The organism is Priestia sp. ST2 (assembly GCF_055810735.1).
In genome coordinates, this window is record NZ_JBVVNT010000013.1 from 1 (window position 1) to 26096 (window position 26096).

Genomic DNA, 26096 nt, shown 5'->3' on the forward strand with positions numbered 1-26096 from the left:
TTTAATCAGAGGGTCGAAGGTTCGAGTCCTTCATGGCTCATTTTAATAAGCGGAAGTAGTTCAGTGGTAGAACACCACCTTGCCAAGGTGGGGGTCGCGAGTTCGAACCTCGTCTTCCGCTCCATTTCTATATAAAAAAAGATATTGGGGCCTTAGCTCAGCTGGGAGAGCGCCTGCCTTGCACGCAGGAGGTCAGCGGTTCGATCCCGCTAGGCTCCACCATACATATAAACGTACAACCTTTAAGCAAATTGCTTAAAGGTTTTTTTGTGTAGTTTTTACAAATTAGAATTGTATATATATTCAAAAAAGTGTCGAGTTGAGCCATCGCTCATTTAGCCGTTACAATAGGAGAGTAGCAACATTTGTGATGGGGGGACATATTATGAATAAGCTTTCAATTATTGGAGTACCAATGGATTTAGGTCAAACTCGCCGAGGGGTGGATATGGGGCCAAGTGCGATACGATATGCAGGTGTTATTGAACGCATCGAGAATATTGGATATAGTGTAGAAGATAAAGGGAATATTGAAATTGCCTTAGCTGAACGAGTACATAGTGATGAAAATACAAACTTAAAGAATTTAAAAGCTGTAGCAGATGCTAGCGAGAGGCTTGCTCAGACCGTAAGTGATGTTATTACAAATAAAAGGTTTCCTTTAGTGCTAGGGGGAGATCACAGCATCGCTATCGGAACACTAGCAGGAGTAAGTCGTCATTATAAAAACTTGGGCGTGATTTGGTATGATGCACACGGAGATTTGAATACAGCAGATACGTCTCCTTCAGGAAATATTCACGGTATGCCATTGGCGGCAAGTATAGGTATAGGAGACGACGCATTGACTCGAATTGGTGGTTATACACCTAAAGTCAAGCCTGAAAATATTGTGATTATCGGAGCACGTTCTTTAGATGAAGGAGAAAAAGAGTTAATAAAGGAAAAAGGGATTAAAGTGTATACGATGCATGAGATAGATCGAATGGGTATGACAAAAGTAATGGAAGAAACAATTTTATATTTGCGTGATAAAACAGATGGCGTTCATCTATCACTCGATTTAGATGGATTGGATCCACATGATGCACCTGGAGTAGGAACGCCGGTCATCGGTGGAATAAGCTACAGAGAAAGTCATTTAGCTATGGAGATGTTAGCAGAATCTCAGCTAATCACTTCTGCTGAGTTTGTGGAAGTGAATCCTATTTTAGATGAACGGAATAAAACAGCTACCGTAGCTGTTGCATTAATGGGCTCACTTTTAGGAGAGAAATTAGTATAAAACATTAGTACCTACCAAAAGGTACATGAAATATATATGAAGATAAAAAAAAGAAGCTCTTAGTTCGGATTCGAGAGCTTCTTTATATAGAGAAAAACTTTTCATATTCATTTAATAAACCATCTAGCTCTGAACTGACTCTCACTACTGTTAGTGATGATAAAGGGTTTTCTGCTGCAAGAGTGACCATGTTATTTCTGCATTCTTCAATTTGATTCAAAAGGTTCTCTTTTGTATGAGTCAAGCTTTCCACTCCTCTTCTTTTCATCTATACTAATTACATAACCTACGTACGATCTTTTTAAACGTATTTGACAAATTTTTGTTAAAATAATTAAGCATAAGTGAAACTTTATGATAAAGTACACGTATATATACTATCCCGCAATGGGCGGAGGTAACCGTTACATGGATTTATTATTAAAAAGAAAAATAAAAAAAGTAAAAAAAGGTGACCAGGATGCGTTTGCTGACATAGTAGAATATCACAAGGATAAACTTTTTCATCTATGTTATCGAATGTTAGGAAACCGGGAAGAAGCCCAAGACGCTGCCCAAGAAGCGTTTATTCGAGCCTATGTAAATATTCATAGCTATGACACGAGTAAAAAGTTTTCCACCTGGTTATATCGAATTGCTACAAATCTTTGTATTGATCGAATTCGTAAAAAAAAGCCAGACTATTATTTAGATGCAGAAGTAGCCGGGACCGACGGGTTAAATATGTACTCTCAAATAGCTGCCGATCAGGCCTTACCAGAGGAAGAACTAGAGCAAGTAGAATTGCAAGAATTCATTCAGTCGGAAATATTAAAGCTACCTGAGAAATATCGAACTGTCATTGTCCTAAAATATATAGATGAGCTGTCGTTAAAAGAAATCAGCGATATTTTAGACCTGCCTCTTGGTACGGTAAAGACTAGAATTCACAGAGGACGTGAAGCTTTAAGAAATCGACTTCGCCACTTGTAAGGAGTGAACTAAGAATGAAATGTCCAAAAATGTATGTAAATCTCATTCATGAGCATTTAGATGGAGATATTACAAAAGAAAATGAACTGTTATTAAAAGAGCATTTGCATCAATGCAAAGATTGTCAGCAGCATATGCATCAGTTAAAAAGAACCATTGCATTTGTGCAAAGCACTTCTCATATAGAATTACCTATGAACTTTACAGCAGGTGTTATGGCTGGGTTACCACGTGAGAAGAATCGAATTCGAATGAATAGATGGTTTACAAACCACCCGATTCTTAGTGCAGCTGCTGTATTTGTGCTGTTAATGTCAGGCACCGTGTTTTCAGCTTGGGAAACGGATGAAGACTTTTCTGTTTCAAAGCAGCCGAACTTGGTCATTCACGATAAAACAGTCGTTGTACCAAAAGGTGAGACCGTCAAAGGTGATATTACTGTGAGAAATGGCGATATTAAAATTGAAGGAAAAGTAGATGGAAACGTTACTGTTATACATGGTGATAAGTATCTAGCATCTGCAGGAGAAGTGACAGGCAATATTGAAGAGTTAGACAAGATTTTTGACTGGGTATGGTATAACGTCAAAACTCATGCCAAACAAGCTGTTGACTTTTAATAGTTGAAACATAAAACCGTCCGCTTATCTTGTTAGAGAGGAACAGTGGACGGTTTTATTTATATAAAAAGAAGGCTACATTATATAGGAACAAGGATTTAAAAATAAGATGTAATTTACAGTGTAATTTTGTTTTATGGTATAATAAAACGGTTATGTTATCTTTATTACATATATAGAGGAAGTGAGAAGATGCCTATTGGAGACCTGCCAATCCTCTCATATTTAGGAAAAATTGTTGATGTTCTCCTGGTATGGTTCGTCATATATAAATTAATTATGGTCATAAGAGGTACAAAAGCAGTACAGCTTTTAAAAGGAATCACGGTGATTTTAGTTGTTCGCTTTATAAGTAACTTCCTTGGACTAAATACGCTGCAATGGTTAATGGACCAAGCGTTAACGTATGGGTTTTTAGCTATCATTATTATCTTCCAGCCAGAGCTGCGCCGAGCGCTTGAACAGCTTGGGAGAGGACGTTTGTTTTCACGCAGTAATTTGCCTGAAGAAGATGAACGTACCGTTACGATTGAGGCGATTATAAAAGCAACGCATTATATGGCTAAAAGACGCATAGGTGCATTGATCTCAATCGAAAGAGAGACGGGTATGGGTGATTATATTGAAACAGGTATACCGCTCAACTCTAATATTTCTTCTGAATTATTAATCAACTTATTTATACCAAATACACCACTTCATGATGGAGCGGTTATTTTACAGCGGGATCAAGTAGCCGCTGCAGCATGTTACTTACCTTTATCTGAAAGTCCTTTTATTTCAAAAGAATTAGGTACTCGCCATCGTGCTGCTGTAGGAATAAGTGAAGTAACAGATAGTGTGACTGTCATTGTATCTGAAGAAACTGGAGGCATTTCCGTTACCAAAAATGGTGAATTGTATCGTGAATTGACAATTGATACATTGAGAGAAATGCTAGAAAAAGAATTAGTCACAACTTCTAAAGCAACTTCTTCCACTCGTTGGCAATGGAGGTTGAAGAAGAATGGATAAATTGATGAATCGATCGTGGGTTATGAAAATTATCGCGTTGCTGTTAGCCTTCATGTTATATTTATCTGTTAATTTAGATGATGGTGCCAGTTCATCAAATAAGATTCTGAACCGAAGCAGTTCTGCCAACACTGGAGTAGAAACATTAACAGATGTTCCGGTTCAAGTATCCTATAATGAGAAGAACAGAATTGTAAGAGGTGTTCCGGATACGGTTATTATGACACTGGAAGGTCCTAAAAATATTTTGGCTCAAACAAAGCTACAAAAAGATTATCAAGCTTATATTGACCTTGATAATTTAAGCTTAGGGCAGCATAGAGTCAAGGTTCAGTATCGAAATATCTCTGATAATTTAAACGTAGTGGTTAAGCCTGATATTGTAAACGTAACAATTGAAGAACGCGATTCAAAACAGTTTTCAGTAGAGGCAAGCTATGATAAAAACAAGGTCAAGAATGGATATGAAGCAGGGGAAGCAACCGTTAGTCCAAGAGCAGTCACGGTAACGGGCGCATCAAGTCAATTGGATCAAGTTGCTTATGTGAAAGCTATTATTGATTTAGATAATGCTTCAAAAACAGTGACGAAACAAGCAACTGTTGTCGCACTAGACAAGAATTTAAATAAATTGAACGTAACAGTTCAACCAGAAACGGTCAATGTAACAATCCCAGTGAGAAATATTAGTAAAAAAGTGCCGATCGATGTGGTTCAAGAAGGCACGCCAGGCGACGGTGTCAACATTACGAAGCTAGAGCCTAAAACAGATACAGTAAAAATTATCGGTCCGTCTGATTCTTTAGAAAAAATCGATAAAATTGATAATATTCCAGTCGATGTTACCGGTATTACGAAATCTAAAGATATTAAGGTGAACGTCCCTGTTCCAGACGGAATAGATAGTGTAAGTCCTAAACAAATTACCGTTCATGTGGAAGTAGACAAACAAGGTGATGAGAAAGACGCAGAAGAAACGGATGCAAGTGCAGCTGAGACTAAGTCATTTAAGAATTTACCGGTTTCTTTAACTGGTCAATCCTCAAAGTACACATATGAACTGCTTTCTCCTACTTCAGTAGATGCAGATGTAAAAGGACCAAAATCTGATTTAGATAAGTTGACGAAAAGCGGCATTAGCTTGTCAGCGAATGTAGGGAATTTATCTGCCGGGGAGCACACGGTTCCTATTATGATAAATAGTCCCGACTCTGTTACATCAGCTCTATCGACTAAACAGGCAAAAGTTCGTGTAACAGCGAAAAAACAATCAGGGACAAATGATGAGCAAACAGATAAAGAAACAAGTGGAAGTACGAGCGATAAAGAAACAAAGCCAGACACGGGAACTGGATCAGGAACAAATCCTGGGACGGGAAATTCAGGTGATTCAGGTGATTCAGCTGATAAACCAAGCGAAGAGACTGATACACCTGAAGACAATACAGATACACCAACAGATAGTACAGAAACTGGTGACGACAGTAGTAATAATCAAAGTGATGAAAATTCTACACCCGTAGATGGACAGACAGATAATACAGCAGGAAACTAAATGTTTTGACATGAAGGAGAGAAAATTAATGGGTAAGTATTTTGGAACAGACGGAGTACGAGGAGTTGCCAATAGTGAATTAACTCCTGAGCTTGCTTTTAAAATTGGACGCTTAGGTGGTTACGTTCTAACAAAAGATTCAGAGCGACCAAAAGTATTAATCGGACGCGATACACGCGTTTCTGGTCATATGTTAGAAGGAGCGCTTGTTGCAGGATTGCTTTCAATTGGAGCAGAAGTTATGCGACTAGGTGTTATTTCAACTCCAGGGGTAGCGTACTTAACAAAAGCACTTGGCGCACAAGCAGGAGTCATGATCTCTGCTTCGCACAACCCAGTTCAAGATAACGGAATTAAATTCTTTGGTCCAGATGGATTTAAACTTTCAGATGCCCAAGAGAATGAAATTGAAGCGTTAATGGATAGTGACACAGATCAATTACCAAGACCTGTTGGGGGAGATTTAGGTCAGGTAAATGACTACTTCGAAGGTGGACAAAAATATCTGCAATACTTAAAACAAACGGTTGATGAAGACTTCTCAGGTATTCATGTGGCATTAGACTGTGCGCACGGGGCAACGTCATCTTTAGCAGCACATTTATTTGCAGATTTAGATGCAGATATCTCTACAATGGGTGCATCTCCAAACGGATTAAACATCAATGACGGTGTAGGATCTACACATCCGGAAGCATTAAGTGCCTTCTTAAAAGAAAAAGGAGCGGATGTTGGGTTAGCATTTGATGGAGACGGAGATCGTTTAATCGCAATCGATGAAAAAGGCGAGATTGTAGACGGTGATCAAATCATGTTCATTTGTGCAAAATACTTGTATGAACAAGGGCGTTTAAAGAAAAACACGCTTGTTTCTACCGTTATGAGTAACTTAGGCTTTTATAAAGCACTAGAAGCTAGCGGGATTGAAAGTGCACAAACTGGTGTAGGCGACCGTTATGTAGTGGAAGAAATGAAAGCTAATCAATATAACCTAGGTGGAGAACAGTCAGGTCATATTATTTTCTTAGATTACAACACAACAGGTGACGGTATGCTTTCAGCTATTCAGCTTGTAAATATTATGCAAGCAACGAAAAAGCCTTTATCAGAATTAGCAGCTGAAATGAAGAAATATCCTCAGCTTCTTGTAAATGTAAAAGTAACAGATAAGCATCATGTTACAGATAACGAGAAGGTAAAAGTGGTTATTGAAGAAGTGGAAAAAGAAATGAACGGTAATGGCCGAGTACTTGTACGCCCTTCAGGAACAGAGCCGTTAGTACGTGTGATGGTTGAAGCACAAACACAAGAAGAATGTGAAACTTATGTAACGCGTATCGTAGAAGTAGTAAAAGAAGAAATGGGCTTAGAGTAATTCATTAATTATATGCATAAGCGGTGACGTTTCAAGCCGTTTATGCATATTTTTATATTGTTGAGAAAAATTCTTGGAAATTATCTGATGCTAAAGGCTGTTTTTACAGATAGTAAAGAAGATAATTGACGTTTTCTCACTTCTTATTGTAATATTAAATCTGTTCGTCTCTTAATTTATGTAAAGGAGTGAACAATCTAGTTTAAAAGTGAATACAAAGCGCCTGAACTAAGTAAAGGGACGGAAACGACTTAGTTGACGAGGAGGAGGTTTATCGAAGTATCGGCGGATGCCTCCCGGTTGTTGATTATCACGGCCGAAAACTTGATGTGAAAAACAATGAGGTGACTTATTGGACAAAAGCATTGAGATGATAATCATTGATGATGAAAAGAGACTCTCTTTTCATACATGAAGGAGGATTTTATCTATGTGCGGAATTGTAGGATATATTGGAACAGAAGATTCGAAAGAAATTTTATTACGTGGTCTTGAAAAGTTAGAATATCGTGGCTATGACTCAGCAGGTATTGCAGTTGTTAACAATGAAGGCGTACACGTATTCAAAGAAAAAGGCCGTATTGCAGAATTGCGTCAGGCAGTAGATAACAGTGTTGTAGCACCAGCAGGTATCGGTCATACGCGTTGGGCAACTCATGGTGTGCCAAGCCAAGAAAATGCTCATCCGCATCAAAGTACATCTGGACGCTTCACACTTGTGCATAACGGTGTAATTGAAAACTATGCTATTTTGAAACGTGAATATTTACAAGATGTAACGTTCAAAAGCGAAACGGATACAGAAGTAATCGTTCAGTTAATTGAAAAAATCGCAGCAGAAGGCTTAGATGTAGAAGAAGCGTTCCGTAAGACAGTGAGCTTGCTTCACGGTTCTTATGCACTAGCTCTTGTTGATAACGAAGATAAAAATACAATCTACGTAGCTAAAAATAAAAGCCCGCTTCTTGTAGGTGTTGGCAAAGGATTTAACGTTGTAGCGAGCGATGCTATGGCAATGCTTCAAGTAACAGATCAGTACGTAGAATTAATGGATAAAGAAACAGTAATTGTTACAAAAGAAGGCGTAACAATTAAAACGCTTGATGGTGAAGTGGTAGAAAGAGCACCTTATACAGCAGAGCTTGATGCAAGTGATATTGAAAAAGGTACGTACCCTCACTATATGTTAAAAGAAATTGATGAGCAGCCTTTAGTTGTTCGTAAAATCATTCAAGAGTATCAAAATGAGAACAATGAACTGCACATTGATGCAGACATTTTAGGAGCAATGGATGAAGCAGACCGCATCTATATCGTAGCATGTGGAACAAGCTATCATGCAGGCCTAGTAGGTAAACAATTCATTGAAACGTGGGCGAAGGTTCCAGTAGAAGTGCACGTAGCAAGTGAATTCTCTTATAACATGCCGCTTTTATCTGAAAAGCCATTGTTTATCTTTATTTCTCAAAGTGGAGAAACAGCTGACAGCCGTGCAGTATTAGTTCAAATTAAAGAACTAGGTTACAAAGCGTTAACAATCACAAACGTTCCGGGATCAACATTATCTCGTGAATCTGATTATACGTTATTACTTCATGCAGGTCCGGAAATTGCTGTAGCATCAACAAAAGCTTATACAGCTCAATTAGCAGTGCTATCAATTCTAGCGGCTGTAACAGCAAAAACACGCGGCATTGAATTAGAATTTGATTTAGTTCAAGAGTTAGCAATCGTAGCAAACACAATGGAAGTACTTTGCGACGACAAAGAAGAAATGGAAAGCATTGCTCTTCAATTCTTAGCAACAACTCGCAACGCATTCTTTATTGGACGTTCTGTCGATTATTATGTAGGTTTAGAAGGTGCGTTAAAACTAAAAGAAATCTCTTACATCCAAGCAGAAGGGTTTGCTGGAGGAGAGCTTAAGCACGGAACAATCGCTTTAATTGAAAACAATACGCCAATTATTGCATTAGCAACACAAGAGCATGTAAACTTAAGCATCCGTGGTAACGTAAAAGAAGTAGTAGCACGTGGAGCTAATCCTTGTATCATTTCAATGAAAGGATTAGAAACAGAAGAAGATCGCTACGTGATTCCGAAAGTTCACGAAACACTTTCACCACTAGCAGCGGTTATTCCTTTACAATTAATCTCTTACTACGCTGCATTGCACCGCGATTGCGATGTAGATAAACCACGTAACTTAGCAAAATCAGTTACTGTCGAATAATAAGGTTCTAGACACCCTTCTATTATAGAAGGGTGTTTTTGTATATAATTCTCATTGAGCTAAAAAATATATTTGCTTGCTCAATTTATTTTATATAATAGAGTAGGTAAATGAACGAAACTCACTTATAAAAAAGGAAGTGAAAAGTATTAGTGGAGTAGCTCAAAGTATAAAGTACGTGTTGCGAGGCATTTTTTTTGTCTTGTATTTTCCCTTTTATTTTGTATTTCAAATTTTGTGTAAGCTATGGATATATTTTATCGCTAAGCCCCTCATATGGATAGGAACAAGAATTATTCAACCTGTCATTGATTTCATTTGGAGATACATTATACGTTTCTTGTTCGTTTATCCTATTTCTTGGCTATGGAGTGTCCTCATCTATCCTTTTATTCTCTTCGTTTGGAAACGATGTTTTTTGCCTATAACTAGATTTATATGGAAGTACGTTTTATACCCTGTGTTGTATCTAGTTTGTTACCCTTTTTATCTTTTCTGGAAATATGTTGTGCTGCCATTTTATAATGAAATTGTTATCCCTGTGGTTTCATTTTGTCAGCGTATATTTCTCTGTTTCTGGAAAGGAGTTAAGTGGATCGTAATTCATATGATCTACTATCCTTTACGGTGGATTTGGATGAGATGTATATACAAACCGCTTAAAAATGTATATACAAAAATCATTCAGCCGGTTATCAAATGGTTTTCTCATTTATTTAGTTAATGAAATATACCAAAAGATTGCTTGTCTTTTTTAGGTATTAAACTCGAAAGATAAGAGGGAATTGATGTATAATAAAGACGGATATATCATTGCCTATTTATTTTATTAGATTCAATTTTGAAAGAGAGTGAAACAATATGGGCCGTAAGTGGAACAATATTAAAGAAAAGAAAGCGTCAAAAGATGCTAATACAAGTCGTATATATGCCAAGTTTGGCCGTGAGATTTATGTGGCTGCGAAACAAGGCGAGCCAGATCCAGAATCAAACCAAGCGTTAAAAGTTGTATTAGAACGCGCGAAAACATACAATGTGCCAAAAGCAATTATTGACCGTGCGATTGAAAAAGCAAAAGGCGGATCAGAAGAAAATTACGATAATCTTCGTTACGAAGGTTTTGGACCAAATGGCTCAATGGTTATCGTAGATGCTCTTACGAATAACGTAAACAGAACAGCTTCAGACGTGCGTGCTGCTTTTGGTAAAAACGGCGGTAATATGGGAGTAAGCGGATCAGTAGCGTACATGTTTGATCCAACAGCTGTTATTGGGGTAGAAGGTAAGGATGAAGAAGAGACGCTAGAACTGTTAATGGAAGCAGATGTAGACGTGCGTGACATTTTAGAAGAAGAAGATTCTGTAATTGTTTATGCTGATCCGGATCAATTCCATGCGGTACAAAAAGCGTTCAACGATGCTGGTATTACGGAATTTACAGTAGCTGAGCAAACGATGCTTGCTCAAAATGATGTAACTCTTCCTGAAGATGCACAAGCTCAGTTTGAAAAAATGATTGATGCATTAGAGGACCTAGAAGATGTGCAGCAAGTATATCACAACGTTGATTTAGGATAATAGTGAAAGAGGCAGACCTATCAAAGAGGTCTGTCTTTTTTTATAGGCCGTGTGAAAAGCATCTATTGACCCTTTCCCTTCTTTTGGAATATGGTAAGATAATGAATTAAGAATAGAAAATAGTAGAATTTTATAAGAGATAAATGGAGGGAAAGCAGTTGAAAAAATTAATGGTGGGGATAGCGTTAACAGCTACACTTGCAACGGCTGTAACGCCTGGCTTTGGCTCAATCGGAGGAAATCAAGAAAAGGCATATGCAGCGACAGTTACATATAAAGTAACGGCAAGCAAGCTAAATGTGAGAAGCGGAGCGGGAACGACTTACGGGATTATCGGCAGCGTAGTGAAAGATCAAACGCTATCTGTGGTGAGCAAAAGCGGAAGCTGGTACAAAATCAACTATAACGGCCGCACGGGCTATGTAAGCAGCGATTATGTACAAGCATCCGGAACAACAACGGCCCCAACAACGCCGCCAGCAGAAAGCACAGCGTACACAGTAACGGCAAGCACGCTGAATGTAAGAAGCGGAGCGGGCACTAGCTATGCATCCATAGGAAGTGTGACAAAAGGCCAGAAGCTGTCCGTGGTGAGCAAAAGCGGAAGCTGGTACAAAATTAACTATAACGGCCGCACAGGCTATGTAAGCAGTGACTATGTACAGGCTTCAGCTACAGCGTCTCCAAAACTCGTAGTCGATTCTTTTAAAACGTTAGGTAACGCTCAGCAAGTCATCTTAGTTACAGCAGATAACTACGATACGAAGTCTGCTAAAATTCAAACGTTTGAAAAAGTTGATGGGAAATGGAAGCAAGTTTTAACTGCGAACGGTGTACTTGGACAAAAAGGATTCGCTTTATCGAAAAAAGAAGGAGATATGGAATCTCCGACAGGGAAATATACAATTGGCACAGCATTCGGACGCTATGCAAACCCTGGAACTAAGCTTCCATATCGAAAGATTACAGCAAATGATGTGTGGGTAGACGATTCAAAAAGCTCTCTATATAATACGTGGCAGCAAAAGCCGGCTAATGGCCGCTGGACGAGCGCTGAGAACATGGACATCCCCGCTTACGACTATGGGTTCGTCATTAATTATAACGAATCTAGAACGCCAGGAAAGGGAAGTGCAATCTTCTTCCATGTAGGAACAAATTATACCGCAGGATGTACGGCTACTTCTAAAGAACAAGTTGTCTCTATTTTAAAATGGTTAAACCCAGAGAAAAATCCGGTTATTATTCAATCTCTTGTAAGTGAATTAGATAAATATTAAGTTAGAAAGCAGCTGAACTTTGACAGTTCAGCTGCTTTTTTATGTAATTAAAAGCTTTGTCTGTCTGTGGTACGACAAAGTTAGTTTTCCTATTCATTGAATGAAAGCGTTTAATCTCTTACGATTAAAGTATCATCACGTAGAGAAAGGAAGAGAGCAAATGGCTCAATCTAATATAAAAGTAGCTGTACAAAAGTTTGGGAACTTTCTAAGTTCAATGGTTATGCCAAATATCGGAGCATTTATTGCATGGGGACTTATTACTGCTTTATTTATTCCAACAGGCTTTTTTCCAAATGAAAGCCTTGCCAAACTAGTGGATCCAATGGTCAAGTATTTGCTTCCGCTGCTAATCGGCTACACAGGAGGAAAGCTTGTCCACGATCAGCGCGGAGGCGTTGTAGGTGCTATCGCGACCATGGGCGTCATCGTTGGATCTGATATTCCGATGTTTCTAGGCGCTATGATTATGGGACCGCTTGGCGGTTATATCATCAAGAAGTTTGATCAGTTTATTGAAGGTAAAGTCAAAACAGGATTCGAGATGTTAATTAATAATTTCTCAGCAGGTATTCTTGGAGGAATTCTAGCAATTCTAGCCTTTTTAGGAGTTAGTCCAGCCGTGGACGGATTTACAGGCGCGCTTGTAGTGGGTGTAGATTGGATGGTTGCACATGGCCTTCTTCCACTTACAAGTATTCTAATTGAACCAGCTAAAATTTTATTCTTAAACAATGCTATTAATCACGGTATCTTATCTCCGATCGGAGCAGAACAAATTCGAACAAACGGACAGTCAATTCTATTGTTATTAGAAACAAATCCTGGTCCGGGATTAGGAATTTTGTTAGCGTATTGCTTCTTTGGAAAAGGAACAGCAAAACAGTCAGCGCCGGGAGCAGCCATCATTCATTTTATTGGCGGAATTCACGAAATTTACTTCCCTTACGTTTTAATGCGTCCGCTTCTAATCATTGCGGCTATTTTAGGCGGAATGAGCGGCGTATTTACATTTGTTCTTTTAGGCGGAGGCTTACAAGCGGTTGCTTCACCGGGAAGTATTTTGGCTATTTTAGCTGCTACACCAGGTAATGCAGGCAGCTATGTTGCAAATATCTCCGGTGTTCTCGTTGCAGCCATCGTATCGTTTATTGTAGGTTCGTTAATTTTAAAAACGGGCAAGCAAACAGAAGATTTGGATGAAGCAGCTCGCAAAATGCAAGAGATGAAAGGCAAGAAGAGCTCTGTAGCAGGAAGCTTTACAAAACAGCAAGGAGAAGTACCAGCAAGCGTTCAGAAAATTGTTTTTGCCTGTGACGCAGGTATGGGATCGAGTGCGATGGGCGCCTCCCTTCTTCGCAAGAAAGTTAAACAAGCAGATTTAAATATTTCGGTAACGAATACAGCCATCAGTAATATTCCAAGTGATGCTCAAATCGTTATTACACAGGAAGAGCTAACGCCAAGAGCTCAAAACAAAGTTCCAGATGCGTATCATATCTCGGTTGATAATTTTCTATCTAGTCCGGAATATGACAAACTAATTGATCAACTAAAAAATGATCATACTACTTCTAAAGCGGAAGAAGAAAAAAGAGTATCTGCAGAAAATAATACAGATAGTAATGATAGTTTATTAAAAGAAGAAAACGTTTTCGTAAATCAGCACTTTTCTTCTAAGGAAGAAGCAATTCGATTTGCAGGGAGCGTGTTAGTAAAAGGCGGATATGTAGAAGAAAACTACGTTGAAGCGATGATTGAGCGCGACAATATGACTTCTACTTATATGGGAAATGACGTAGCGATTCCGCACGGTACGGAAGAAGCGAAAAAGAACGTTTTAAGGTCGGGTTTTACAGTGATTCAAGTGCCAGAAGGCGTTGATTTTGATGGTGAGAAAGTTCGTTTGATTTTTGGAATTGCCGGAAAAGACGGCACTCATTTAGAAATTTTATCTGGTATCGCGATTACATGTTCTGATATGGACAATATTGAAAAGATGGTTCATGCCAAATCAGCTAAAGAATTAATGGCTATTATTCAAAGTAACTAACGGGATAGAAAGGCATGGAAATGCCTTTTTATCCTTTGTTTATAAATAAGAAAAGAGTTGATGTTCTTGTTTATTACTTCAAGAGAAAAATCAATCATTGAGTTAATTATTAAAACAGCAGGAAAACATACAGCCCTTACACTTGCTACTTTTTTGAATGTAAGTGTAAGAACCGTTCACCGAGATTTGAAGGCAATTGAATCAATACTTGAAAAATTTGATTTGAAGCTGATTCGTACGCAAGATGAAGGACTAATGATTGAAGGTAAAAATGAACAAATTTTTCGCCTTATCCAAGAGCTGATGAAGATTAAAACGACGGATCAGTCTCCACAGGAAAGAAAACTAATTCTTTTAATTCTTCTTCTAGAAGAAGGAGATTCATTTAAATTACAAACGCTGGCTAAAGACTTAGAAGTAAGTATTACTACACTCACTGCTTATTTAGATGAATTAACAGAGTGGTTAACCACATTTGACGTTTTCCTTCAACGAAAGAGAGGGGTGGGAGTAGAGGTTCAAGCTACTGAAGCCAATAAACGAAAAGCATTAGCTAATTATTTTCTTGTTTACTTTAATGAAGAGTTAATTGAGTGCATGTTTTTAGCAGAAAACCAGCAGCATACGGATGAAACGATTTTGCACTATTTTTATCCGGATTATTTGGCAGAAGTAGACAGAATTGTACATCAAGCGATTAATCAGCATCATTCTAAGCTGGCTGACAGCGATTATATAGGGCTCATTGTTCATATTTGCATTATGATACAGCGAACGAAAAAGCAAATGTATCTAGAAGACGACGGCGGCCAAACGGAAGAACTGGCGAGTGAAATGTTTTTAATGAAGGATATTTGCCGCGAAATTGAACGGGTATTTTCTCTTTCTTTTACAGAAAAAGATATTCATTTCTTAGCAGTGCGGCTGCGTGCAGCAAAGTTCCAAACTACTAGAGACGTATATTACGACAGCGTAGTGGTTGGGCAGATTATTAAGAATATGATTGCTCACGTTTCTGTTCAGCTTAACACCGACTTAACCGGTGATTTTTCCCTTTACCAGGGGCTGCTCGCTCATATGGAACCGGCAATTTTTCGTCTTAAGCAAAAAATGGAGCTTTTTAATCCATTAACAGAAGAGATTAAGAAAAAGTACCCGGTTTTATTTATGGCTGTGAGAAACAGTATAGATCAAGAGCTGCCGCATTTAGTTTTTCCAGATGATGAAGTAGCATATCTTGTTTTGCATTTCGGTTCAACGCTAGTGCTAAAAGAAGAAGTTATGGAAATTCAGGCACTAATCGTCTGTCCAACTGGAATTGGCACCTCGAAAATGTTAGCTAGCCGTATTCGTAAAGAGATTCCGGAGATTAATTCAGTTGTCATTAAATCGGTAAAAGAAATCAAAGAAGCCGCGCTTGAAGGGTATGACGTAGTGATTTCAACAGTAAGACTGCCTTTTTTAAATGTCGATTACATTTTAGTCAATCCACTCTTAACCGAAGAGGATATTCAATCCGTCCAGAATTTTTTACAGAAAAACATTCAAAAGTTAACCAAAGATAAGGACTATCGCTCGTTCCAATATAAAAATAAAACTGTTTCTAAAGAAAAACCGTCTTTTGAGGAAACGATGAAGCAAATTAAAGATGTGCATGGAAGTATCGAATCAATTCTTCAAAACCTTAGAATGTATCGATTTTCGGGTGAAGTGAGTCACGATCAAGTGATTTCGCACGTAGTAAAAGCTGCTGAAAAAGAACGTTTAATAACCAATGCCAGCTGCGTTATTCATCAGCTTAAGGAACGAGAAAACAAAGGCGGTTTAGGCATTCCGCAAACGAGTATGGCACTGTTCCATTGCCGTGAACATCACGTGAACGAGCTGATTTTTCAAGTTTCACATTTAGAACAGCCTTGCACAGTTAAAGGCATGGACGGAACAAACATGCAGGCGCGTAACCTTCTATTAATGCTCGCACCTGAAGAGTTAAGTGAAGCACAGCAAGAAATTTTAAGTTTAATTAGTACCAGTTTAATTGAAGACCATGAAGCAATGATGATTTTTTCGTCTTCGAACGAAGAGATAATTCGCAAAAAGCTAGAGGATACGTTTCATGAGTACCTTCGAAATAATTTGATAAAGGAATGATTTTTGTGAAACAAGCAGTTCATTTTGGAGCAGGCAATATCGGTCGAGGATTCATTGGGGCATTGTTTTCTCAAAGCAACTATCATGTCACATTCGTAGATATTGCTGAAAAGATTATTAATCAGTTAAACATAGATGAAGGGTATAACGTAATAACAGCCGCAGAGCATCCCGAGACATTAGCTGTTCAAAACGTATCTGGTTTAAATAATCTGACACAAGAACAAGCGGTCATTAAAGCGATTAAAGAAGCAACGTACATTACGACGGCCATCGGACCGAACGTTCTGCCTCGCATTGCTCCTTTAATTGCTAAAGGTTTGGCTGAACGTGTAAAAGCAAGCGACGAAAATGTATATGTGATTGCATGTGAAAATCAAATCTCTGCGACAGATTTATTAAAAGGCTATATTTTTGACGCGCTGGATGAAGAGACAAAAGCTCATATGATAAATAAGGTCTTTTTCTTCAATTCAGCTGTAGATCGTATCGTGCCTATTCAACATGATCAAGGTTCGCTTGATGTTTTAGTAGAATCCTATTATGAATGGGTAGTAGAGGCACCTGAAGATATTCCTTTTGTAGAAGGAATGACGATTGTGCCTGACCTTGCTCCTTTTATTGAAAGAAAGTTATTTACAGTGAATACGGGACACGCGGTGATTGCATATTTTGGTTATTTAAAAGGAAAAGAAACAATTGATCAAACGTTAAGAGATTCAGATATTTATGAACAAGTACAGCAAACGCTACAAGAAACAGGAAACTATCTAATTAAAAGATATGACTTAGATAAAGAGGAACACAAAGCCTATATTACTAAAATCATTGAACGCTTTAAAAATCCTCATTTAAATGATTCAGTTAAAAGAGTAGGAAGAGCACCAATTCGCAAGCTTGGACCTCAGGATCGTTTGATTCGTCCAGCGCTAGAAGCAAAAAAATCGGGCCTTTCTTATACCTATTTAGCAAAGGCTATTGCCGCTGCGCTTTTATTTGATCCGCAAGAAGATAAAGAGGCTATGAAGCTTCAAGCGAATATTCATGAGTATGGTATTGAGTATGTATTAAAAGAGATTAGTGGGTTAGAGGCAAGTAATGATTTAACAAAAGAAATCATTGCTCAATATAATGCTTTAAAATCGTGAATGAATTTAGTATGTGTAAACAGTCCATTTTAAATGGGCTGTTTTTCTTTTAGCAGAAAGGGAATGTTTATGTATAGGAGGGTGATAAAATGGTAGCTATTACGCACGTTGGATTAGCTGTACCTGATGTAGAAGAAGCCGTGCAGTGGTATGGAAAAGTTTTAGGTTTTAAGCTGATTGCCGGTCCTTATATGTTTAATGCGGAGGAAGAAAAAGCTGAAAATATGACTCAAGATTTACTGGGGTCTCATATCAAAAAAATGAAAAATGCTCACATGACAGCTGACAACCAGGTAGGCATTGAACTGTTTGAATTTAATAAGCCGCAAATGCCTCTTGTATTAAAAGACAGCGATGAGCAGTATCAAAGTTATTTTCACATGTGTTTAGTAGCCGATGACGTGGAAAAGTTAGCGGATAAAATCGAAAAATCAGGCGGTAAAAAGCGAAGCCAAGTATGGAATACAAGACCAGGAAAACCTTATTACTTGGTTTATTGTGAAGATCCGTTTGGGAATATTATTGAGCTATATTCACACAGTACGGAGCTCATGTATGGGAATAGAGAAGAATAAAAGCTTATCCAGATTTCTTGGATAAGCTTTTATTTTTTCATAGCTGTCCGTAGCCGTATACTTTTGCCAGCTCTTCAAAGGTTTTTGATGAATACGTAATAGTTACAGATGTTCCTACTGCCACTTTATTGAATAATTCTTCGAAATCCGCATTATGCATTCGTACGCAGCCGTGGCTTACATATTTGCCGATGCTATCTTCTGAGTTATTCCCATGAATAGCGTATGTGTCGCCGGTTGTTCCGTTTGCATTAAGCCCTAGCCAGCGAGAGCCAAGATGATTATTAGAAGCGCCTCCTGCAATATGCCCTGTATAGTAAGGACGATTTTTAATTTTGTTAACAATCTTGAAAAAGCCTACCGGCGTATCGCTCCATGTTTTTCCCGTAGCTACTGAATACGTCTTTTCTAACTTTCCATTATGAAAATAAGCAAGCTGATTTGTTTTTTTATTAATAATAATTAAATCTCCACTTGCTGCGTTTTCACTTGCATTCGCCGCACTTGCTGTATAAGAAATGCTGATAATAGCTACGAGGCATAAAGCAGCTGCTCGCAGTATAATTTTTCTCACGTTCTAGCCATCTCCTCTATTGTTCATTTACATATTTGGTGAATTACATGCTATTAGTGTATAAAAGGAAAATGGACTGAATATGAATCTTTCCTGAATGAAAACTGAAAGTGCATTTTATTTATAAGCGAATATAAAGTAAAAATCTGGGCAGAAATACAACTAAAGGTCTGGTACATATCTCATGAAAAAGAGAAAAGTGAAAATGCACCTTGTATGTTTAATTTAGGATGTATTATCATGAAAGTTTGAAATGAAGGGCAGGAGGTGGAAGAAACAGATGCTTAAAGAATTTAAAGAGTTTGCTTTGCGTGGAAATGTATTGGATTTAGCTGTCGGTGTTATTATTGGAGCGGCATTTGGAAAAATTGTAACGTCTCTTGTAAATGATATTATTATGCCGCTGATTGGTTTGTTGTTAGCAGGGATAGACTTTAAAGATTTATCCTTCACGGTTGGAGATGCTACGGTATTATATGGATCTTTTATTCAAACAATTGTTGATTTCTTAATTGTCGCATTCTCGATTTTCTTATTTATTCGTTTCTTTAATCGTTTTAAGAGAAAAGAAGAAGAGAAAGTAGAGGAAGAAGTGGCTGTTCTGTCAAAAGAAGAAGAGATCTTAACAGAAATTCGCGATCTGCTAAAAGCAGAAGCGTTGAAAGAACGTTCATAACAGCAATTTTTACATACGTATAAAACGGCTAAGAGGCCCGTCTTTTCATAAGAAAAGCGGGCTTTTTTCGTGTGAAATTTCTCGGGAAATGTTAGTGGTATGATCATGGGGAAATTAGGCGTGAAAGCGCGAGAGATAGGAATGTTAAAATCATATTAAAAGTGTTAAGATATTGTAAATAGGAGGCTTAAGGTTATGTTTAAACATTTGTATCGTTCTTTGCCAATGCTGGCAGCGTATGGGCTGCTTAGCGTTTTTTTATACAGTGTTGTTATGTTTAATGTATCAAATGACACAAAGATATTGTTTGACTGGGCCCAAATCCATACAGCTGGGTTCGTAGTATTAATAGGGGGATGCTCCCTTGTTTTATGGGCGCTCACTTTCTATTTGCTACTTCGGTTTAATCAGATAGAGAGAATACAAGCTTCGCAGTGGTATGCCATTTTTACGGCAATTGTGTTTTCAATTGCAGTAGCAGCTGTTTCTGCCATGGTTTTTGTTGTCTATCATATTGATATACATAACCCAGGCAAAACAATAGAGTGGATGCAGGCGTACCCTCAACGCTATCTCTTTACGGTATTTTTGCTTTCGCTGTTAACACTAGCGATCATTATGCTAGTAGGGGAAGCTTATTTAGGGGCTGGGATTGCCTTTGTTTTGTATTTTATTTTAGCTCTCGTAAACTATTACAAAAAAATCTTTCGAAATGAACCATTGTTCCCAAACGATTTTATTCAGGCCAGTCAGTTAAAAGAAGTTATTCCGATGATTAAAGATTCGATTTCAATTCCTATTGTAATAGGAGTTATTGGATCTATTATCGTACTGATTACTCTTTGGTTTTTCTTGCCGAAAATTAAAATTCGATGGTTTCTTCGAATTATTATGATTCTGCCGCTCATCTTTTTAATGAAATCATTTTTATTCTTTGAACACTCGTTTGCTCAAAAATATTATGATCAATATGCTGCGCTGATGCCTTGGAATCAGCAAAATAATTATTACTATAATGGACCTGTTATTGGCATGATTTCAAATGTTAAAACAGATGTGCTGCAAGAGCCGGATGACTACTCAGAAGAAGCTATGGCAAAAGTGGCAAAGCGCATTCAGTCAAAGGAAGAGAAAACACAAGAAAGCAAGACTGAAGTCAAACCAAACGTTGTGTTTGTGATGAACGAAACATTTTGGGACCCAACAAAGCTTAACGTGACGTTCTCTGAAGATCCAATGAAAAATACAAGAGAACTTCAAAAGAAATATCCTTCCGGATGGTCTTTAAGTCCTTCGTTTGGCGGGGAAACAGCTAATGTGGAGTTCGAAGCGCTGACGAGCTACTCTTTGTCTTTCTTTAACCCTGGAGGCCTTCCTTATCAGCATGTATTGAGTAAAAAAGAATATCCGTCTTTTGTTTCTTATTTAGAAAAGCAAGGCTATGCTACAACAGCTATGCATCCAAACAGCGGCATGCTTTATATGAGACAAAATGTATATCCAAACTTGGGATTTGATCAAGTGAAGTTTATTGATGAAATGAAGCATACGCAAAAAGATAACAAAGAGTTTGTTTCCGATGAAGCGGTAGTTGATGAAGTACTCGATACGCTTCGTCAGTCGAAAAAGCCTGCATTTGTGCATGCTGTAACGATTGCAAATCATCTTCCTTATTCGGCGGATAAGTATAATGGCCAGGAAACCATTAAGGTAACCGGTAAAGGGTTATCACCGGAAATGCAAAAGGAAATTGAAATTTATGCTGAAGGAATTAAACGTTCAGATGCTGCTTTAAAACGATTGAACGATGAAATTCAAAAGCTGGACGAGCCGACCATTGTAGTATTTTGGGGAGATCATTTGCCGGCGCTTGGCCAAAACCTTCAAGCTTACAAAGAAACGGGTTTTGGAAACGAGAAAACGCAGCAAACATCTCAAAAATTTTATGAAACGCCGCTCTTATTTTTATCTAATTACGATACGAAAATAGATAAAAATCTCGGTACGATGAGTCCTATTTATATTGCTCCGACGCTTGCTCAATCTCTTGGTTACAAAAGTAATCTGTTCTACGATCAGTTGAATCAAATGAAAACAGAAGTGCCGGCTTTTCGTTCAAATATGTATATAGATTCGAAAGGAAAGCTAGTCGATGATCCGGCGGCGCTATCTAAAAAAGCTGCAAAAGAACTTCAAGATTACCATGAAGTTGAGTTTGATACATTATCCGGGAAACAGTACGAAACGCATAAGTTGTATAAATAAAAATAAAAACTCCTTTTAATATAAAAGGAGTTTTTATTTTTTAAGTGTTTAAGGTTGTACTAAAAAATAATTCATGTATAATATTTTAAGGTTAAAAGTAAACTTTAAGTTAAGTAAAACAAAACTTGAGTTTGGAACAGCATGAACAATCATTCATGCTGTTTGCTAATTTTAAATACAGTTGAGGATCGAGAGTATGGAAATAGGAAAGAAAATTAAAAATTTACGATTAAAAAAAGGTTTAACACAAGAAGAGCTAGGAGAACGTACTGATTTAAGTAAAGGCTATATTTCCCAGCTGGAGCGCGATTTAAGTTCACCGTCTTTAGAAACATTTTTTAGTATTTTGGAAGTGCTAGGGTGCGAACCGAAAGAATTCTTCGAAATTGATACGCATGTTCAAAAGGTTGTATACAGAGAGGAAGACTACACGAGTTATTGCGAAGATGAAAAAGGTTACCATATTCAGTGGCTTGTGCATGAATCAAATGAAAAAGAAATGGAGCCGATTCGTCTTATTCTTCATGAAAAGGGTGCATTTAAGAGATTTGAGCCTTCCCTTTCAGAAACGTTTGGCTACATTTTGCGCGGGTGTGTGAAGGTAAAGCTTGGAGGCAGAATATATGAAGCCAAACAAGGAGAAACCATCTATTTTCAAGCTTCTGAAGAACATCAGATTTTAAATGCTCATGACGGAATAACAGAGTTAATTATCGTGGCGACAGAGTCTTATTTATAGAACAAAAGAGGTGAAGTGAAATGACATCTACGAATACAATTATTCAATTTGAAAATGTGACCAAGCAATATGATAATGATTCAGTTGTATTGGATCATGTAAGCTTTGAAATTGAAAAAGGGAAATTTTATACCCTCTTAGGTCCATCGGGATGTGGAAAGACAACGATTTTACGATTAATTGCAGGCTTTACGGAAGCCTCAAGCGGAACGATTTATTTTAATGGGAAAAGAATTAATGATGTCCCGGCTAACAAACGACAGGTTAATACGGTTTTTCAAGACTACGCGCTTTTCCCCCATTTGAATGTATTTGAAAATGTAGCATTTGGTCTTCGAATCAAGAAGATGAAAAATGCTGATATTGCAATAAAAGTTAAAGAAGCCCTTCGTTTTGTTAACTTAGAAGGATATGAAAACAGAGAAATAAAGGAAATGTCGGGCGGCCAAAGACAGCGTGTAGCAATTGCACGAGCAATTGTAAACCAGCCCGAAGTCATTTTGCTGGACGAGCCGCTTTCAGCTCTTGATCTAAAATTGCGTACAGAAATGCAATACGAGTTAAGAGAATTACAGCGTCGTCTAGGTATTACGTTCATTTTTGTTACGCACGATCAAGAAGAAGCGCTTGCGATGTCCGATGAAATCTTTGTTTTGAATAAAGGAAGAATTCAGCAGAGCGGGGAACCTACAGATATTTATGATGAGCCAATTAATCGTTTTGTTGCCGATTTTATTGGTGAATCAAATATTGTACCAGGTAAAATGATTGCGGACTTTTTAGTGGAGTTTGGCGGCCAGCAATTTGAATGTGTCGATCAAGGATTAAACCAAAATGAGCAGGTTGAAATTGTGATTCGCCCTGAAGATTTAGCCATTACAAGCTCCGATCAAGGAAAGCTGCAGGTTCGTGTAGATTCACAGCTGTTCAGAGGAGTCCATTATGAAATTTTAGGCTATGACCATGCAGGGAATGAGTGGCTCGTTCACTCTACGAAAAAGGCAACGGTTGGCGAAGAAATTGGTTTATATTTTGAACCTGAAGCTATTCATGTTATGCGATTTAATGAAACGGAAGAAGAATTCGATAAGCGACTCGAAGGTTATGAAGAGGATTACGATGCAAACTAAATCAAGAAATATTTACTTAGTCCCGTACGTGTTATGGATTTTGCTTTTTGTAGTTGCTCCCATTGTATTAGTTGTCTATTATTCTTTTTTCAACATCGATAATGAGCTGACGCTTGAAAACTATAAGAAATTTTTTACTCCAGTTTATTTACAGATGACGCTGAGTTCATTTTGGTATGCCTTTTTAATTACGTTATTTTCCTTGGTTTTTTCTTATCCTACAGCTTATTTACTAACGAAGCTTAGGCACAAGCAGCTTTGGCTTCTACTGATTATTTTACCGACGTGGATTAACCTATTATTAAAAGCTTATGCTTTTTTAGGTATATTTGGCACGTATGGTACGGTTAATAAGTTTACTAAATTTCTAGGACTTGGTACTCATCAAATTTTATTTACTGACTTTAGTTTTGTATTTGTATCGGTGTATATTTTTATCCCCTTTATGATTTTGCCGATCTTTAACTCTTTAGAAGAACTTAATCCCTCGCTTATCTACGCTTCGCGAGACTTGGGGGCATCTTCATGGGTGACATTTAAGCGCGTGGTATTTCCGCTAACGCTAGAAGGGGTTAAATCAGGTTGTCAGGCTGTTTTTATTCCAGCACTATCACTCTTTATGATTACGCGTTTAATTGCTGGAAACCGCGTCATTACACTGGGAACAGCGATTGAACAACATTTTTTAGTGACGCAGGATTGGGGCATGGGCGCCACAATAGCCGTCTTTTTAATTATTGCGATGGCCGTTATGATGCTCATAACAGGCACTGGAAAGAGAGGTGTGTAAAATGAAGAGAAAGTGGAAGTTCAGCCACCTTTATTTATTTTTTGTCTTTTTCATTTTATACGCGCCCATTTTTTATTTAATGTATTACTCTTTTAACAGCGGAGGAAACATGCGTGAATTTGAAGGGTTTACGTTAGATTGGTACAAAGAAGTGTTTCAAGACACGCGTTTGCTTATTATTGTCTTGAATACTCTTATTATTGCTCTACTGTCTTCCGGTATTTCAACTATTATTGGCGTGATAGGGGCACTTGCTATCGTATATGTGAAGCGCAGACGTGTTCAAAATACGCTGTTAACATTTAATAATGTGTTAATTGTGAGTCCAGATGTTATTATTGGCGCATCTTTTTTAATTCTATTTACCATTATCGGTGTAAAGCTCGGATTTATATCGGTATTATTAGCGCATATTGCATTCAGTGTACCGATTGTGGTCATCATGGTTCTGCCTAAGCTGCAGGAAATGAGTCCGACACTGCTCGATGCAGCCCGTGATTTGGGAGCAAGCCGCTTTGAAGTACTTTCGAAAGTGGTATTGCCATTTATTCGTCCTGGTATCTTTGCAGGCTTTTTTATGGCTTTAACTTACTCTTTGGATGACTTTGCGGTTACTTTCTTTGTGACCGGGAACGGTTTTTCCACGCTTTCAGTAGAAATTTACTCGTTAGCAAGAAGAGGGGTCTCTCTGAAAATCAATGCTCTTTCTACTCTTATTTTCATGTTTACCGTGCTGATTGTGATTGGTTATTACTTTATCAGCCAGCGATATAGCAATAAAGTGAAAGGGGTGGCGACTGGAAAATGAAGCAATTAGCAAAGCCGTTTATCTTCATCGTCATCCTTTCTTTCGTTCTTATGTATGTGGTTCATCATTTGAACAATGCCGAAGGATACTCTGGAGGAGATACGCTGACTGTCTATAATTGGGGAGATTATATTGATCCTGATTTAGTGAATCAGTTTGAAAAAGAAACCGGAATTAAAGTCATTTATCAGACCTTTGATTCGAATGAAGCAATGATGACCAAAATTGAACAAGGCGGTACAACATTTGATATTGCTGTGCCTTCTGAGTACGCGATTAGCAAGATGCGGGAAGAAAATTTACTATTGCCAATTGATCATTCGAAGCTGCCTAATTTAAAATACATTAATCCGCGTTTTTTAGACTTATCCTTTGATCCTGGCAATAAGTACTCTATTCCTTATTTTTGGGGAACTGTGGGTATTGTGTATAACTCTGATATGATTCATGGCAAGAAGATAAAAAGTTGGAATGATTTATGGGATCCTAAGCTGAAAAATCAAATTTTACTTGCAGATGGCGCTAGAGAAGTGATGGGAATGGGGCTAAACAGCTTAAATTATTCATTAAATGATACGAATAAAGCCCATCTTCAAGAAGCAAAAAGAAAGCTTGATACATTAACACCAAATGTTAAAGCCATTGTAGGAGACGAGATTAAGATGCTCCTAGCAAATGAAGAAGCGGCAATTGGCGTTGTTTGGTCAGGCGATGCTTCTGAGATCATGAGTGAAAACGATAAGCTGAATTACGTTGTTCCAGAAGAAGGTTCGAATTTATGGTTTGATAACATGGTTATTCCAAAAACGGCTAAAAACGTAGAAGGCGCACATAAATTCATGAACTTTATGCTAGATCCTAAACATGCTGCTCAAAACGCGGAATATGTAGGGTATTCTACCCCTAATAAAAAAGCGTTAGATTATTTGCCGAAAGAAGTAGCGGAAGATGAACGTTTTTATCCAGAGGAAGAACTAACAAAAAAGCTTGAAGTATATAATAACTTAGGCAAACGAATGCTTGCTTATTACAATGAATTATTTTTAGAATTTAAAATGCACCGTAAATAAAAGGAACTTAATTAGGTATTTGTACTTAAGTTCTTTATTGTTTTTGTAAATTCAGTTGCGTGATAGCAAGAGGAAAGATAAAATACAAACGAGTAAAGCTAATAACATTTATTTTGTGTTATTAGCTTTTTTATTTGTAAAACGGGAAAGATAAGAAAAAATTGAATGTTCTATTATTCATCTAGAAGTTATATTTCACATTATA

General features: G+C 37.7%; 22 protein-coding genes and 2 tRNA genes. 22 read left to right on the top strand and 2 right to left on the bottom strand.

Features of this window, described 5'->3' with window-relative positions:
• Nucleotides 1–49: 49 nt before the first annotated feature.
• The 3 genes from AC0KUU_RS28245 to rocF all read left to right on the top strand — a co-directional run bounded on the left by AC0KUU_RS28245 (nt 50) and on the right by rocF (nt 1285).
• Nucleotides 50–124: transfer RNA gene (locus AC0KUU_RS28245), tRNA-Gly, on the top strand.
• Between the two features lie 22 nt (nt 125–146).
• Nucleotides 147–222, top strand: a tRNA-Ala gene (locus AC0KUU_RS28250).
• Nucleotides 223–385: 163 nt separating this feature from the next.
• Nucleotides 386–1285, top strand: coding sequence for an arginase (gene rocF / locus AC0KUU_RS28255; protein ID WP_013054967.1), 900 nt, complete (start codon nt 386–388; stop codon nt 1283–1285).
• Between the two features lie 82 nt (nt 1286–1367).
• Here rocF and AC0KUU_RS28260 read toward each other — a convergent pair whose 3' ends face one another.
• A complete protein-coding gene (locus AC0KUU_RS28260) occupies nt 1368–1529 on the bottom strand; it encodes an aspartyl-phosphate phosphatase Spo0E family protein (protein WP_013054968.1) in 162 nt (53 codons plus the stop codon).
• Between the two features lie 164 nt (nt 1530–1693).
• Between AC0KUU_RS28260 and sigW the strand changes: the two genes are divergently transcribed.
• The 12 genes from sigW (at nt 1694) to AC0KUU_RS28320 (ending at nt 17839) form a co-directional block, all read left to right on the top strand.
• Complete coding sequence (sigW, locus tag AC0KUU_RS28265; protein WP_013054969.1) at nt 1694–2257, top strand: RNA polymerase sigma factor SigW; 564 nt, start codon at nt 1694–1696, stop codon at nt 2255–2257.
• 14 nt (nt 2258–2271) lie between these two features.
• The gene (locus AC0KUU_RS28270; RefSeq protein WP_043977769.1) at nt 2272–2877 is read left to right on the top strand and encodes an anti-sigma factor family protein; all 606 of its coding nucleotides are present in this window, start codon (nt 2272–2274) and stop codon (nt 2875–2877) included.
• A 192-nt stretch (nt 2878–3069) separates the two neighbouring features.
• The gene (cdaA, locus tag AC0KUU_RS28275) at nt 3070–3891 is read left to right on the top strand and encodes a diadenylate cyclase CdaA (protein WP_013054971.1); all 822 of its coding nucleotides are present in this window, start codon (nt 3070–3072) and stop codon (nt 3889–3891) included.
• Complete coding sequence (locus tag AC0KUU_RS28280) at nt 3884–5446, top strand: CdaR family protein (RefSeq protein WP_043977772.1); 1563 nt, start codon at nt 3884–3886, stop codon at nt 5444–5446. The genes cdaA and AC0KUU_RS28280 overlap by 8 nt, the downstream gene beginning before the upstream one ends.
• 28 nt (nt 5447–5474) lie before the next feature.
• The gene (gene glmM / locus AC0KUU_RS28285) at nt 5475–6821 is read left to right on the top strand and encodes a phosphoglucosamine mutase (protein WP_013054973.1); all 1347 of its coding nucleotides are present in this window, start codon (nt 5475–5477) and stop codon (nt 6819–6821) included.
• 430 nt (nt 6822–7251) lie between these two features.
• On the top strand, nt 7252–9054 hold the full coding sequence (gene glmS, locus AC0KUU_RS28290; RefSeq protein ID WP_043977775.1) for a glutamine--fructose-6-phosphate transaminase (isomerizing): 1803 nt from the start codon (nt 7252–7254) through the stop codon (nt 9052–9054).
• Between the two features lie 861 nt (nt 9055–9915).
• On the top strand, nt 9916–10632 hold the full coding sequence (locus AC0KUU_RS28295; RefSeq protein ID WP_013054976.1) for a YebC/PmpR family DNA-binding transcriptional regulator: 717 nt from the start codon (nt 9916–9918) through the stop codon (nt 10630–10632).
• 158 nt (nt 10633–10790) lie between these two features.
• Nucleotides 10791–11912 (top strand): SH3 domain-containing protein, encoded by a 1122-nt coding sequence (locus AC0KUU_RS28300; protein ID WP_473453944.1) that lies wholly within the window; start codon nt 10791–10793, stop codon nt 11910–11912.
• A 160-nt stretch (nt 11913–12072) separates the two neighbouring features.
• Nucleotides 12073–13965 (top strand): PTS mannitol transporter subunit IICBA, encoded by a 1893-nt coding sequence (locus AC0KUU_RS28305; RefSeq protein ID WP_322551668.1) that lies wholly within the window; start codon nt 12073–12075, stop codon nt 13963–13965.
• A 60-nt stretch (nt 13966–14025) separates the two neighbouring features.
• A complete protein-coding gene (locus AC0KUU_RS28310) occupies nt 14026–16116 on the top strand; it encodes a BglG family transcription antiterminator (RefSeq protein WP_043977781.1) in 2091 nt (696 codons plus the stop codon).
• Nucleotides 16117–16121: 5 nt separating this feature from the next.
• Entirely contained in the window at nt 16122–17264 is a 1143-nt protein-coding gene (locus AC0KUU_RS28315) for a mannitol-1-phosphate 5-dehydrogenase (protein WP_043977785.1), read from the top strand.
• 89 nt (nt 17265–17353) lie between these two features.
• Complete coding sequence (locus AC0KUU_RS28320) at nt 17354–17839, top strand: VOC family protein (protein ID WP_043977788.1); 486 nt, start codon at nt 17354–17356, stop codon at nt 17837–17839.
• Nucleotides 17840–17876: 37 nt separating this feature from the next.
• Here the strand turns inward: AC0KUU_RS28320 and AC0KUU_RS28325 are convergent, their stop codons facing one another.
• Complete coding sequence (locus AC0KUU_RS28325) at nt 17877–18413, bottom strand: L,D-transpeptidase (RefSeq protein ID WP_043977791.1); 537 nt, start codon at nt 18411–18413, stop codon at nt 17877–17879.
• Nucleotides 18414–18693: 280 nt separating this feature from the next.
• Here AC0KUU_RS28325 and mscL point away from each other — a divergent pair, with 280 nt between their 5' ends.
• The 7 genes from mscL to AC0KUU_RS28360 all read left to right on the top strand — a co-directional run bounded on the left by mscL (nt 18694) and on the right by AC0KUU_RS28360 (nt 25891).
• Nucleotides 18694–19089, top strand: coding sequence for a large conductance mechanosensitive channel protein MscL (gene mscL, locus AC0KUU_RS28330; protein ID WP_043977792.1), 396 nt, complete (start codon nt 18694–18696; stop codon nt 19087–19089).
• A gap of 195 nt (nt 19090–19284) precedes the next feature.
• Nucleotides 19285–21354 (top strand): LTA synthase family protein, encoded by a 2070-nt coding sequence (locus AC0KUU_RS28335; protein WP_043977795.1) that lies wholly within the window; start codon nt 19285–19287, stop codon nt 21352–21354.
• A 196-nt stretch (nt 21355–21550) separates the two neighbouring features.
• A complete protein-coding gene (locus AC0KUU_RS28340) occupies nt 21551–22093 on the top strand; it encodes a helix-turn-helix domain-containing protein (RefSeq protein WP_013054985.1) in 543 nt (180 codons plus the stop codon).
• A 20-nt stretch (nt 22094–22113) separates the two neighbouring features.
• Entirely contained in the window at nt 22114–23223 is a 1110-nt protein-coding gene (locus AC0KUU_RS28345) for an ABC transporter ATP-binding protein (RefSeq protein WP_028410433.1), read from the top strand.
• Nucleotides 23213–24013, top strand: coding sequence for an ABC transporter permease (locus AC0KUU_RS28350; RefSeq protein WP_043977797.1), 801 nt, complete (start codon nt 23213–23215; stop codon nt 24011–24013). The genes AC0KUU_RS28345 and AC0KUU_RS28350 overlap by 11 nt, the downstream gene beginning before the upstream one ends.
• A gap of 1 nt (nt 24014) precedes the next feature.
• Nucleotides 24015–24821 (top strand): ABC transporter permease, encoded by an 807-nt coding sequence (locus tag AC0KUU_RS28355; RefSeq protein ID WP_043977800.1) that lies wholly within the window; start codon nt 24015–24017, stop codon nt 24819–24821.
• A complete protein-coding gene (locus AC0KUU_RS28360; RefSeq protein ID WP_042992389.1) occupies nt 24818–25891 on the top strand; it encodes an ABC transporter substrate-binding protein in 1074 nt (357 codons plus the stop codon). The genes AC0KUU_RS28355 and AC0KUU_RS28360 overlap by 4 nt, the downstream gene beginning before the upstream one ends.
• The last annotated feature ends 205 nt before the right edge of the window (nt 25892–26096 follow it).